This window comes from Salmonella sp. SA15303 (assembly GCF_029962125.1).
GTDB lineage: Bacteria > Pseudomonadota > Gammaproteobacteria > Enterobacterales > Enterobacteriaceae > Salmonella > Salmonella enterica.
This window is the reverse complement of the sequence record NZ_CP123924.1, coordinates 2,838,803-2,851,407: the sequence shown is the minus strand read 5'-3', so window position 1 is coordinate 2,851,407 and position 12,605 is coordinate 2,838,803. Positions and strand designations below refer to the sequence as shown.

14 protein-coding genes are annotated in these 12,605 nt (G+C 53.4%); 11 read left to right on the top strand and 3 right to left on the bottom strand.

Features of this window, described 5'->3' with window-relative positions:
* Position 1 precedes the first annotated feature (1 nt).
* The 7 genes from hpaD (at position 2) to QEN31_RS14035 (ending at position 6,297) form a co-directional block, all read left to right on the top strand.
* Positions 2 to 853 carry a 3,4-dihydroxyphenylacetate 2,3-dioxygenase gene (hpaD, locus tag QEN31_RS14065; RefSeq protein WP_000516978.1) on the top strand — a complete coding sequence of 284 codons (852 nt, stop codon included), beginning with the start codon at positions 2 to 4 and terminating at the stop codon, positions 851 to 853.
* Between the two features lie 9 nt (positions 854 to 862).
* Positions 863 to 1,243, top strand: a complete 381-nt coding sequence (locus tag QEN31_RS14060) for a 5-carboxymethyl-2-hydroxymuconate Delta-isomerase (RefSeq protein WP_001119849.1) — start codon at positions 863 to 865, stop codon at positions 1,241 to 1,243.
* Between the two features lie 142 nt (positions 1,244 to 1,385).
* A complete protein-coding gene (gene hpaH / locus QEN31_RS14055) occupies positions 1,386 to 2,189 on the top strand; it encodes a 2-oxo-hept-4-ene-1,7-dioate hydratase (protein WP_000884795.1) in 804 nt (267 codons plus the stop codon).
* A 10-nt stretch (positions 2,190 to 2,199) separates the two neighbouring features.
* A complete protein-coding gene (gene hpaI / locus QEN31_RS14050; RefSeq protein WP_000785072.1) occupies positions 2,200 to 2,991 on the top strand; it encodes a 4-hydroxy-2-oxoheptanedioate aldolase in 792 nt (263 codons plus the stop codon).
* A 71-nt stretch (positions 2,992 to 3,062) separates the two neighbouring features.
* Positions 3,063 to 4,439, top strand: a complete 1,377-nt coding sequence (gene hpaX / locus QEN31_RS14045; RefSeq protein ID WP_001285800.1) for a 4-hydroxyphenylacetate permease — start codon at positions 3,063 to 3,065, stop codon at positions 4,437 to 4,439.
* A gap of 9 nt (positions 4,440 to 4,448) precedes the next feature.
* Positions 4,449 to 5,345 carry a 4-hydroxyphenylacetate catabolism regulatory protein HpaA gene (gene hpaA, locus QEN31_RS14040; protein ID WP_000336602.1) on the top strand — a complete coding sequence of 299 codons (897 nt, stop codon included), beginning with the start codon at positions 4,449 to 4,451 and terminating at the stop codon, positions 5,343 to 5,345.
* A gap of 13 nt (positions 5,346 to 5,358) precedes the next feature.
* On the top strand, positions 5,359 to 6,297 hold the full coding sequence (locus QEN31_RS14035; RefSeq protein ID WP_000976562.1) for an MBL fold metallo-hydrolase: 939 nt from the start codon (positions 5,359 to 5,361) through the stop codon (positions 6,295 to 6,297).
* A gap of 407 nt (positions 6,298 to 6,704) precedes the next feature.
* Here QEN31_RS14035 and QEN31_RS14030 read toward each other — a convergent pair whose 3' ends face one another.
* From QEN31_RS14030 to cbpA, 3 genes are all read right to left on the bottom strand, one after another.
* Positions 6,705 to 7,067, bottom strand: coding sequence for an anti-adapter protein IraM (locus QEN31_RS14030; RefSeq protein WP_001537781.1), 363 nt, complete (start codon positions 7,065 to 7,067; stop codon positions 6,705 to 6,707).
* A 653-nt stretch (positions 7,068 to 7,720) separates the two neighbouring features.
* Positions 7,721 to 8,026, bottom strand: a complete 306-nt coding sequence (cbpM, locus tag QEN31_RS14025; RefSeq protein ID WP_001284251.1) for a chaperone modulator CbpM — start codon at positions 8,024 to 8,026, stop codon at positions 7,721 to 7,723.
* Positions 8,026 to 8,946: a curved DNA-binding protein gene (gene cbpA, locus QEN31_RS14020; protein WP_000420603.1), complete on the bottom strand. Its 921-nt coding sequence runs from the start codon at positions 8,944 to 8,946 to the stop codon at positions 8,026 to 8,028. The genes cbpM and cbpA overlap by 1 nt, the downstream gene beginning before the upstream one ends.
* Before the next feature lie 234 nt (positions 8,947 to 9,180).
* Here cbpA and QEN31_RS14015 point away from each other — a divergent pair, with 234 nt between their 5' ends.
* From QEN31_RS14015 to QEN31_RS14000, 4 genes are read left to right on the top strand one after another with little or no spacing between them, the layout of a single operon-like run.
* Positions 9,181 to 9,543, top strand: a complete 363-nt coding sequence (locus QEN31_RS14015; protein WP_001118902.1) for a copper resistance protein — start codon at positions 9,181 to 9,183, stop codon at positions 9,541 to 9,543.
* Positions 9,544 to 9,591: 48 nt separating this feature from the next.
* The gene (locus QEN31_RS14010; protein ID WP_000972957.1) at positions 9,592 to 11,478 is read left to right on the top strand and encodes a protein-disulfide reductase DsbD family protein; all 1,887 of its coding nucleotides are present in this window, start codon (positions 9,592 to 9,594) and stop codon (positions 11,476 to 11,478) included.
* On the top strand, positions 11,475 to 12,098 hold the full coding sequence (locus QEN31_RS14005; protein ID WP_000876691.1) for a DsbA family protein: 624 nt from the start codon (positions 11,475 to 11,477) through the stop codon (positions 12,096 to 12,098). Before QEN31_RS14010 ends, QEN31_RS14005 begins: the two co-directional genes overlap by 4 nt.
* On the top strand, positions 12,088 to 12,594 hold the full coding sequence (locus tag QEN31_RS14000; protein WP_000907530.1) for a protein disulfide oxidoreductase: 507 nt from the start codon (positions 12,088 to 12,090) through the stop codon (positions 12,592 to 12,594). Before QEN31_RS14005 ends, QEN31_RS14000 begins: the two co-directional genes overlap by 11 nt.
* Positions 12,595 to 12,605: the final 11 nt, after the last annotated feature.

The following is a 12,605-nucleotide window of genomic DNA, read 5'->3' as shown; positions in this document are numbered from 1 at the left end:
TATGGGCAAGTTAGCGTTAGCAGCAAAAATTACCCACGTGCCGTCGATGTATCTTTCTGAACTGCCGGGAAAAAATCACGGTTGTCGTCAGGCAGCCATTGATGGGCATATTGAAATTGGCAAGCGTTGCCGCGAAATGGGCGTTGACACCATTATCGTATTCGACACCCACTGGCTGGTGAATAGCGCTTACCACATTAATTGTGCCGACCATTTCCAGGGCGTCTATACCAGCAACGAATTGCCACACTTTATTCGCGACATGACCTATGACTATGACGGCAATCCGGAGCTCGGCCACCTGATTGCCGACGAGGCAGTCAAACTGGGCGTGCGCGCTAAAGCGCATAACATCCCGAGCCTGAAGCTGGAGTATGGCACGCTGGTACCGATGCGCTACATGAACAGCGACAAGCACTTCAAAGTGGTCTCCATCTCGGCGTTCTGCACTGTGCATGATTTTGCCGACAGCCGCAGACTGGGCGAAGCCATTCTCAAGGCGATTGAGAAATATGACGGTACCGTAGCGGTATTCGCCAGTGGTTCTCTGTCGCACCGTTTTATTGACGACCAACGGGCGGAAGAAGGGATGAACAGCTACACCCGCGAGTTCGATCATCAAATGGATGAGCGCGTGGTCAAGCTGTGGCGCGAAGGCAAATTCAAGGAGTTTTGCACCATGTTGCCGGAGTACGCCGACTACTGCTACGGCGAAGGCAACATGCACGACACGGTCATGCTACTGGGAATGCTGGGGTGGGACAAATACGACGGCAAGGTGGAGTTCATCACCGACCTGTTCGCCAGCTCCGGTACCGGCCAGGTAAACGCTGTTTTCCCGCTGCCTGCGTAAGGGGTGTTTATGCCGCACTTTATTGCTGAATGTACTGAAAATATTCGCGAGCAGGCTGATTTACCCGGCCTGTTCAGCAAGGTAAACGAGGCGCTGGCCGCCAGCGGGATTTTCCCCATCGGCGGTATCCGCAGTCGCGCCCACTGGCTGGATACCTGGCAGATGGCTGACGGTAAGCATGATTACGCGTTTGTGCATATGACGCTGAAAATCGGCGCCGGGCGCAGCCTGGAGAGCCGTCAGGAAGTTGGCGAAATGCTGTTTGGGCTGATTAAAGCCCACTTCGCCGACCTGATGGAGAACCGCTATCTGGCGCTGTCGTTTGAGATTGCCGAGCTACATCCGACGCTCAATTACAAACAAAACAACGTACACGCGTTATTTAAATAGCACACTCTTTCGCCCGGTGGCGCTGCGCTTACCGGGCCTACAAAAAAACGATGCACGAAGCAATACCGAACCGTAGGCCGGGTAAGACGCACCCGCGTCGCCACCCGGCACAGCAGCACCGAATGACGTAACAGGAAACACTATGCTCGATAAACAGACCCATACCCTGATCGCCCAGCGACTTAATCAGGCTGAAAAACAGCGCGAACAGATTCGCGCAGTGTCGCTGGATTATCCCAACATCACTATTGAAGATGCCTATGCCGTACAGCGTGAATGGGTCAATATCAAGATTGCCGAAGGGCGCACGCTCAAAGGCCACAAAATCGGCCTGACCTCAAAAGCGATGCAGGCCAGCTCGCAAATCAGCGAACCGGATTACGGCGCGCTGCTTGACGATATGTTCTTCCATGACGGCGGCGATATCCCCACCGACCGTTTTATCGTCCCGCGTATTGAAGTGGAGCTGGCGTTCGTGCTGGCGAAACCGCTGCGCGGCCCTCACTGCACGCTGTTCGACGTCTACAACGCCACGGATTATGTGATTCCGGCGCTGGAACTGATTGACGCCCGCAGCCACAACATCGACCCGGAAACCCAGCGTCCGCGCAAAGTGTTCGACACCATTTCCGACAACGCCGCCAACGCCGGGGTGATCCTCGGTGGTCGTCCCATCAAACCAGACGAGCTGGATCTGCGCTGGATCTCCGCGCTGCTCTATCGCAACGGCGTGATCGAAGAAACCGGCGTCGCCGCAGGCGTGCTGAATCATCCGGCCAACGGCGTGGCGTGGCTGGCGAACAAGCTTGCCCCCTACGATGTCCAGCTTGAAGCCGGGCAGATCATCCTCGGCGGCTCGTTCACCCGCCCGGTGCCGGCGCGCAAGGGCGACACCTTCCATGTCGATTACGGCAACATGGGCGCGATCAGTTGCCGGTTTGTGTAAGGAAAAAACGATGAAAAATGCTTTCAAAGACGCGTTAAAAGCGGGGCGTCCGCAAATCGGTTTGTGGCTGGGGCTTGCCAACAGTTACAGCGCTGAACTGTTAGCGGGCGCCGGCTTCGACTGGCTACTGATCGACGGTGAACACGCGCCAAACAACGTGCAGACGGTGTTGACCCAGTTGCAGGCGATTGCGCCTTATCCCAGCCAGCCGGTGGTGCGTCCGTCATGGAACGATCCGGTACAGATTAAGCAACTGCTCGACGTCGGCGCGCAAACGCTGCTGATACCGATGGTGCAGAATGCCGATGAAGCGCGAAACGCCGTGGCGGCTACGCGTTATCCGCCTGCCGGTATTCGCGGCGTGGGCAGCGCGCTGGCGCGGGCATCGCGCTGGAACCGCATTCCGGAGTATCTCCACCTGGCCAACGACGCCATGTGCGTACTGGTGCAGATTGAAACGCGTGAGGCGATGAGCAATCTGGCGTCAATTCTCGACGTGGATGGCATTGACGGCGTGTTTATTGGTCCGGCGGACCTCAGCGCCGATATGGGCTTTGCCGGCAATCCGCAGCACCCGGAAGTGCAGGCGGCGATTGAGAACGCCATCGTGCAGATACGCGCGGCGGGGAAAGCGCCGGGGATTCTGATGGCCAATGAAGCACTGGCGAAACGTTATCTGGAACTGGGGGCGCTATTTGTCGCCGTCGGCGTTGACACTACGCTGCTGGCGCGCGGAGCGGAGGCGCTGGCGGCGCGCTTTGGCGTAGAAAAAAAACTGTCCGGTGCGTCCGGCGTCTATTAAGCCTGGCCCCGTAAGCGCAGCGCTACCGGGCAACCGTAGTACCCTACAAAATTCCCATCAGAGGAAAAAAAATGAGCGACACATCATCTGCACTTCCGGAAAGCCCCGAGTCTGTCAGTTCGCACAACGCGCTCAGCACGGGTCAACAAACCGTCATAAATAAACTGTTCCGCCGACTGATCGTATTTTTATTCGTGTTGTTTATCTTCTCGTTTTTAGACCGTATCAACATCGGTTTTGCCGGGTTGACGATGGGGCAGGATCTGGGGTTAAGCGCCACCATGTTTGGTCTTGCCACGACGCTGTTTTACGCTACCTACGTCATTTTCGGCATTCCCAGCAACGTGATGTTGAGCATCGTCGGCGCCCGCCACTGGATTGCGACCATTATGGTGCTATGGGGCATTGCATCTACCGCCACGATGTTCGCGGTGGGACCGAAAAGCCTGTATGTGCTGCGAATGCTGGTGGGCATTACCGAAGCGGGCTTTTTGCCAGGAATATTGCTCTATTTAACCTACTGGTTCCCGGCATTTTTCCGCGCCCGCGCCAACGCATTATTTATGATTGCCATGCCGGCCACTACCGCGTTGGGGTCGATTGTCTCCGGCTATATTTTATCGCTGGACGGCATATTCAATCTGCATGGATGGCAGTGGTTATTCCTGTTGGAAGGATTTCCGTCAGTTTTGTTAGGCATTATGGTCTGGTTTTACCTGGATGATACCCCGGCAAAAGCCAAATGGCTGACGGCAGAGGATAAAAAATGTTTGCAGGAGATGATGGATAGTGACCGCCTGACGCTGGTTCAGCCGGAGGGGGCCATCAGCCATAACGCCATGCAGCAGCGTAGTCTGTGGCGCGAAGTATTCACGCCAATTGTACTGATGTATACGCTGGCCTATTTTTGCCTTACCAATACGCTTAGCGCCATTAGTATCTGGACGCCGCAAATCCTGAAAAGTTTTAATGAAGGCAGCAGCAATATCACCATCGGCCTGCTGGCGGCGATCCCGCAGATTTGTACTATTCTGGGCATGATTTACTGGAGCCGCCATTCGGACAAACATCAGGAGCGTAAACATCACACGGCGTTGCCGTTCCTGTTTGCCGCCGCGGGCTGGCTGCTGGCGTCGGCGACCGACCATAACCTGATCCAGCTCCTGGGGATCGTGATGGCATCCACGGGTTCCTTTAGCGCGATGGCGATCTTCTGGACCACGCCGGATCAGTCGATCAGTTTACGCGCCAGGGCGATAGGCATTGCGGTCATCAATGCCACCGGCAATATTGGCTCCGCGCTCAGCCCGTTTATGATTGGCTGGCTAAAAGATATCACCGGTAGCTTCAATAGCGGACTCTGGTTTGTCGCTTCTCTGTTAGTCGTCGGCGCCGCCATTATCTGGCTTATTCCCATGAAAGCATCGCGTCCGCGCGCCACCCCTTGAGGAGAAACTATGTGCCAACGTGCGATCGCCAATATTGATATCAGCAAAGAGTATGACGAAAGCATGGGCAGTAACGATGTGCATTATCAGTCGTTTGCTCGTATGGCGGATTTCTTTGGTCGTGATATGCAGGCGCATCGCCACGACCAGTTTTTTCAAATGCACTTTCTTGATACCGGGCAGATTGAGCTACAGCTCGACGATCATCGCTATTCGGTGCAGGCGCCGCTATTTGTGCTTACGCCGCCCTCGGTGCCGCATGCTTTTATTACCGAATCGGATAGCGATGGCCATGTTCTGACGGTACGCGAAGAGCTGGTTTGGCCGCTGCTGGAAGTGCTTTATCCCGGCACCAGAGAGGCCTTTGGCCTGCCGGGAATCTGCCTGTCGCTGGCGGATAAACCCAACGAGCTGGCGGCGCTCAAACATTACTGGCAGCTAATTGAGCGGGAGTCCACGGAACAACTGGCTGGCTGCGAACATACCCTGGTGCTACTGGCGCAGGCGGTATTTACCTTGCTGTTGCGTAATGCGAAGCTGGACGATCACGCCGCAACCGGGATGCGCGGTGAACTGAAACTTTTTCAGCGCTTTACCCTGTTAATTGACAACCACTTCCATCAGCACTGGACGGTGCCCGATTATGCCTGCGAGCTGCATATTACCGAATCTCGTTTGACCGATATTTGCCGACGTTTTGCTAATCGCCCGCCTAAACGCCTGATTTTTGATCGGCAATTACGCGAGGCGAAACGACTGCTGCTTTTTTCCGACAATGCTGTCAACGAGATCGCCTGGCAATTAGGTTTTAAAGATCCGGCTTATTTTGCCCGTTTCTTTAATCGCCTTGCTGGCTGTTCTCCTTCGCAGTTTCGCCAACGTGAAGTTCCCTCTTTTCTCAACTAAGAAGAGTAAAAACATGATGAAAAAAAGCGTCGCTATGCTGGCGGTGTGTATGCTGGCGCAAAGCCACCTTGCCATTGCTGCCGGTACTCCTGCGCCTCAAGAGATCAACATTGTTTTACTGGGCACCAAAGGCGGGCCTTCTTTGCTCAATACAGCCAGACTACCGCAAGCGACGGCGCTTACTATCGGCGATAAAATATGGCTGATAGATGCCGGCTACGGCGCCAGTCTGCAACTGGTGAAAAATGGCATTCCACTGCGCAACATCAATACTATTTTGCTCACCCATCTGCACAGCGACCACATACTGGATTATCCTTCCTTGCTGATGAATGCCTGGGCGAGTGGTCTGAAAGACCATACCATACAGGTTTATGGCCCGCCGGGAACCCAGGCGATGACGAAGGCTAGCTGGAAGGTCTTTGACAGGGATATCACGCTACGCATGGAAGAAGAGGGGAAACCCGATCCGCGCAACCTGGTTAAGGCGACCGATATTGGCCAGGGCGTCATCTATAAAGATGAACTGGTCACAATAAGCGCGCTGAAAGTGCCTCATTCCCCTTTCCCGGACGGTGAAGCGTTTGCTTACCGTTTTGATACCCAGGGTAAGCGAATCGTCTTCTCTGGCGATACGTCCTGGTTTCCGCCGCTTGCAACGTTTGCCCAGGGGGCGGATATCCTGGTACATGAGGCGGTACATGTCCCCTCGGTAGCAAAACTGGCTAATAGTATTGGCAACGGAAAAACGCTGGCTGAAGCGATTGCGTCGCATCACACCACGATTGAAGATGTCGGTAAGATTGCTCGCGAGTCCCACGTGAAAAAACTGGTGTTAAGTCATCTGGTGCCTGCGACGGTTGCGGATGACGTCTGGCAACAGGAAGCCATGAAAAATTACCCGGGCCCTGTCATTGTCGGTCATGACAATATGACGATAAGCGTACCGTAGGTATCAGAGCAGGGATAAACCCACGGGCTGACATGATGTCAGCCCGTTATGCTTTTGGCGATCAGCATGACGCGCAGAGCTTTTGTCTAAAACATTATTTTTTCTAAACACTACTTGCTGATTTTTATGCACAATAAAGGTAAGATGATTGCTCTGGTGAAATATCACTAAATAAGAATGTCACGGATGGAATTTATACAGTGTTAAAAGCAATGCGTTTCTTTGTCTGCCGGCCATCAGTAATATCCTCTGTACCGGCTCCTCGTTGCCAAAGTGAAGGTTAGATTAAACGAATCAAAAAATATCCGAACTGTACAATTTTTATATCAAACATATTTAACTGCAAAATACTGCAAACGTGCGCGAATACACTTAATCAGTAGTATGGCTAATGCATACTTTATTTCCTAAACTTTCTTATTATCTATTTGAATATTTCTGGTTAAACCAAATGGACAAACGGATACCAGACACTCGAAAGGATAACTGCAGGCTTCTGGTTTAGGATTGCAGTTACCAGGACAATGGCTATTTTCTTTAAGCGATTTCCATAGAACAGGATTAAACCTGGTAACGTTGTAAACAGTAACGGGATAAAGTTTATCGTTTATTAAGACCCCCTTATTAAAGGGGATGATAATGCTACCTGGAGGCATGTAAACATCTGCCTGATACCATAAGGTCAATCTAAGATTTTTTAGGCTATGTATGCATGAGAACGACACTCCGGTAGAGGGACTTATAACTGTATCAACGACCTTCCATTCCATTACAGAAACCTTTTAAGTGAAATAGTCAATGGTGTAAATTACATTTTCCGCAAGCCTATTCAGGATAGATGAAAATCTGAGAAACATAACTCGTTGAAAACGATCGTTTTTTATTGACCACTCTATTTATATTGATTTTTTAATAAGTTATTTATTTTATGCTCTTATTTTGTTTACATTCTATTACATTTTTGTATTTTAGGCGTGGTGTAAATATTGGGCGGTAGTGGATGTTATAACGCTCAATTATTAAACTGTAAGTGACTGTTGTATTTCTTATTTATAAATATCGCAACCTGTAAGCGCAGCGGTACATTTTACCCGGCATTGACAGGGAGAAGGTACGTATCAACCAGAGAGTACAAAACAGTGAAAGAATATATTCTTCAGGCAATAAATGATCGCTAACGTGTAAAAATAACCGACGTATCTAAAAAATGTGAACGTGTGGCTGGTCTTTATTTAAACGATGATCTTCGCAATGGCGCATTAATGGCTGACATTGGCGGTTCGTTGATCGGGTTGTGCGCGGTGAAAGGCTATATTTCTTCCGTTGAGGGAAGTATGTCAGAGGCATTCTGGTATTATACCGGGTGCATGTAAATCCGGGGTGGGCAGAAAGCCCACCCTCGGTTTATTGCCTTTATCGTGGATTAGGGATGCGAGATAAAGCGAGAAAGGCGTTGCAGCAGTAACCGGTTTTCTTCGCGCAGCCGTGAATTCTCTTCCAGCAGCGTTAACGCGACCGCGATCCCAGGCCAGTCGAGCGCCAGCTCCTCGCGTAAGCGTAGCGCGCGTTGTACCACGCTCGCTGCGCGATCGTCGAATTGCCAGTCGGCGTTATCGTCTTCGTAAGGCTCAATTACGCCAAGTCCGACGATTTCGTTTAGCTCCTCTTCCGTCACGCCGGTGTGCAAACAAAATTCGGTGATGGTAAAGGTGACAGTGATGTTAGCCATTATGCTTTCCCCCATTGCTGGCGTGGGTCAAAGGACGACTGCGCGTCCGCCAGTTGTTGCCACAGGGCAGCTGTTTTCTCGTCAGGTTTCGGCGGCATAACGATTTTGATGATGGCATAGAGATCGCCAGTGTGCTTTTTACTGGCTAATCCTTTTCCTTTGATACGCAGCCGCTGACCTGCCTGGCTGCCGGGGGGAATGGTCAGCAAAATACGCTCTTTAAGCGTTGGCACAGACACCTTAGCGCCGAGCGCCGCCTCCCATGGGGCAAGCGGAAGGACGACTTCCAGATCCTGATTGACGATATCAAAGAGCGGATGCGGGGCAATATGGATAACGAGCCATAAATCGCCATTAGGTCCGCCGTTTTCCCCCGGCGTGCCCTGGCCTTTCAGTCTGATTCGTTGCCCGTTGCTGACGCCAGCCGGAATTTTCACATTCAATGTCTTGGGAATTTCCCGCTCCACCAGGCCGAACGCGTTATAAACGGGGACGGAATAGCTAATCGTACGCTGGTGCTCTTCCAGCGTTTCTTCCAGGAATACCGCCACTTCAATTTCGATATCATGACCGCGTGCGGCGTGGCGGTGATGCGAATGGCGACCGTGCTGACCAAAAATAGACGAGAAAATATCATCAAAATCTTCAGCGTTATACGGCTGGCCTTCGTGTTGCTGGAACTGGCGATTAAATTGTGGATCGTTACGGTGTTGCCATAACTGGTCATACTCGGCGCGCCGTTGCTCATCACTCAGCACTTCCCATGCTTCAGCAACCTCTTTGAAACGGGCTTCGGCATCGGGTTCTTTGCTGACATCTGGATGGTACTTGCGGGCCAGTCGGCGATAGGCGGTCTTAATCGTCTTGAGATCGTCCGTCGGTTTCACGCCCATAATGGCGTAATAATCCTTAAGTTCCATAGCATCATCTCGCTAAATCAATACATACAGAAGGGACCCCAAAAGGTTTCTCCACTAAGTGTAGGGTAAACCTGAAAAGTGCGTATGAAAACACCAGTTATATCATTAGTAAGAATAAATTACGTTGTTCGACTATCAGAAGGTTGCGCAGCGCGCCGACATAACTTTACAGGGGAAAGGTTGCCAAAACCGCGCCAGTGGCTAAGATAACTCGCGTTAAACAGTGAGGGCGCAATGGCGAAACAACAACGGATGGGCTGGTGGTTTCTTTGCCTTGCATGTGTCGTGGTAATGGTTTGTACCGCGCAACGCATGGCGGGCCTGCACGCCTTGCAGATGCAGGCGACGGCCTCTGCTGCGGTGGTCAGCGCTCCCTCCTCGACAGATGACGGCTCGCCGGTCACCCCCTGCGAATTAAGCGCCAAGTCGCTGCTGGCGGCGCCTCCGGTACTCTTTGAAGGCGCTATCCTTGCGCTTTGTCTACTGCTTTCCTTACTGGCGCCTGTCCGGGTCATGCGCCTGCCGTTTTCGCCTCCACGGGCTATTTCGCCGCCCACATTACGGGTACATCTACGATTTTGTGTCTTCCGTGAATGACAGACCGGTTATTGCTAACGGTTAATTACTCATTCACGGAGAAAAAATATGATGATTTTGTTCAGGCGGATACTGTTCTGCCTGTTATGGCTTTGGCTGCCCGTCTCCTGGGCGGCGGAAAGCGGCTGGCTGCGTTCGCCCGATAACGACCATGCCAGCATACGGCTACGTGCCGATACGTCCGCTAACGGTGAGACCCGGCTGTTGCTGGATGTCAAACTGGAAAACGGCTGGAAAACCTACTGGCGCGCGCCGGGGGAAGGGGGCGTGGCACCCTCTATCGCCTGGAAAGGCGACATGCCTGAGGTAAGCTGGTTCTGGCCAACCCCCTCGCGCTTTGATGTGGCGAATATCACCACCCAGGGATATCACGACGAGGTGACCTTTCCGATGATCGTGCGCGGTACGCTGCCGGCGACCTTGCGCGGTGTGTTGACGTTATCAACCTGCAGCAATGTTTGTCTGTTGACCGATTACCCCTTTTCCGTGACGCCTACTGTGCAGAATGCCGATTTTGCCCATGACTATGCGCGGGCGATGGGTAAAATTCCGCTCCGCAGTGGACTAACGGACTCGCTTGACGTCGGCTATCGCCCGGGAGAACTGGTGGTCACTGCTACGCGAGCGGCGGGCTGGTCATCGCCCGGGCTCTATCTTGACACCGTAGATGACGTCGATTTTGCGAAGCCTCGTCTGCGCGTAGAGGGCGACAGGTTACAGGCGACGGTGCCGGTGACGGACAGTTGGGGCGAAAAGGCGCCCGATTTGCGCAACAAATCGCTGACCCTCGTGTTAGCCGATGGCGCTATCGCCCAGGAGAGCACGCAAACCATTGGCACTGCGCCAGCGCAAACGCCGGACAATGCGGCGCTACCTTTCTGGCAAGTTGTAATGATGGCGCTGATCGGCGGACTGATTCTTAATTTAATGCCCTGCGTACTGCCGGTTCTGGGCATGAAGCTTGGCTCTATTTTATTGGTAGAGGAAAAAAGCCGCTCTCACATCAGGCGACAATTTTTGGCTTCGGTCGCCGGTATCATTGCGTCATTTATGGCGCTGGCGGCGTTTATGACCCTCCTTCGCCTGTCAAACCATGCGCTGGCCTGGGGAGTCCAGTTCCAGAATGTATGGTTTATTGGTTTTATGGCGCTGGTGATGTTGTTGTTTAGCGCCAGCCTGTTCGGGCTTTTTGAGTTCAGGCTTCCCTCATCTATGACCACGAAACTGGCCACTTACGGCGGTAACGGTATGTCGGGACATTTCTGGCAGGGGGCATTCGCCACGCTGCTGGCGACGCCTTGTAGCGCGCCGTTTCTGGGCACGGCGGTCGCCGTGGCGCTCACGGCGTCGCTGCCGACGCTGTGGGGGCTGTTCCTTGCGCTTGGCCTGGGGATGAGCGCGCCGTGGCTACTGGTCGCGATACGACCAGGGCTTGCGCTACGTTTACCGCGCCCCGGGCGTTGGATGAATGTCCTGCGCAGGATCCTCGGTCTGATGATGCTGGGGTCGGCTATCTGGCTGGCGACGTTACTCCTGCCGCATTTCGGCTTCACTGCGTCAAAGAGCGCGCAAGACACGGTTCAGTGGCAACCGTTGAGTGAACAGGCAATCCAGTCGGCGCTGGCGCAGCATAAGCGGGTATTTGTCGATGTCACTGCGGACTGGTGTATTACCTGTAAAGTGAATAAATACAACGTCCTGCAAAAAGAGGATGTGCAGGCCGCCTTGCAACAGCCGGATGTTGTGGCGCTGCGGGGAGACTGGACGCTGCCGTCCGATGCCATTACAGATTTTCTGAAAACGCGCGGCCAGGTCGCCGTGCCGTTTAATCAGGTATATGGCCCCGGCTTGCCGGAAGGGGAGGCACTGCCCACTTTGCTGACCCGCGATGCGGTATTACAAACGTTGAAAAAAGCGAAAGGAATAACCCAATGAAATACATGATTGTTTTACTGCTGGCGCTGTTTTCGACGCTGAGCATCGCGCAAGAAACCGCTCCTTTTACGCCGGATCAGGAAAAGCAGATTGAAAATCTGATCCATGCGGCGTTGTTTAACGATCCTGCCAGCCCGCGGATAGGCGCTAAACACCCTAAGCTGACGCTGGTGAACTTTACGGATTACAACTGCCCGTACTGCAAACAGCTCGATCCGATGCTGGAAAAGATTGTGCAGAAATATCCTGACGTTGCGGTCATTATTAAACCGCTGCCATTTAAAGGAGAGAGTTCCGTTCTGGCGGCGCGTATTGCGCTGACCACCTGGCGCGAGCATCCGCAACAGTTCCTCGCGCTACATGAAAAACTCATGCAAAAGCGCGGTTACCATACGGATGACAGTATTAAACAGGCCCAGCAGAAAGCAGGGGCTACGCCAGTGACGCTGGATGAAAAAAGCATGGAAACGATACGCACTAATTTGCAGTTGGCAAGGCTGGTCGGCGTGCAAGGAACGCCAGCGACGATCATTGGCGACGAGCTGATTCCGGGCGCAGTGCCCTGGGATACGCTGGAAGCGGTGGTGAAAGAAAAACTGGCGTCTGCCAATGGCGGGTAAACTGCGGCGTTGGCTGCGTGAAGCCGCGGTTTTTCTGGCGCTCCTCATCGCGATAATGGTGGTCATGGACGTCTGGCGCGCGCCGCAGGCGCCTCCGGCGTTTGCCACGACACCATTACGTACGCTGACGGGAGAGTCGACAACTCTGGCGACATTGAGCGAAGAACGCCCCGTACTGCTCTATTTTTGGGCCAGCTGGTGCGGGGTATGCCGCTTTACTACGCCTGCGGTCGCTCGCCTGGCGGCGGAAGGGGAAAACGTCATGACCGTTGCGCTCCGCTCCGGCGATGACGCTGAGGTTGCCCGCTGGCTGGCGCGCAAGGGCGTTGACTTCCCGGTCGTCAATGATGCTAACGGCGCCTTATCCGCTGGCTGGGAAATCAGCGTGACGCCAACGCTGGTGGTGGTTTCACAAGGTCGGGTTGTGTTCACCACCAGCGGCTGGACCAGCTACTGGGGCATGAAGCTTCGGCTATGGTGGGCAAAAACGTTCTGAATATGCGCCGG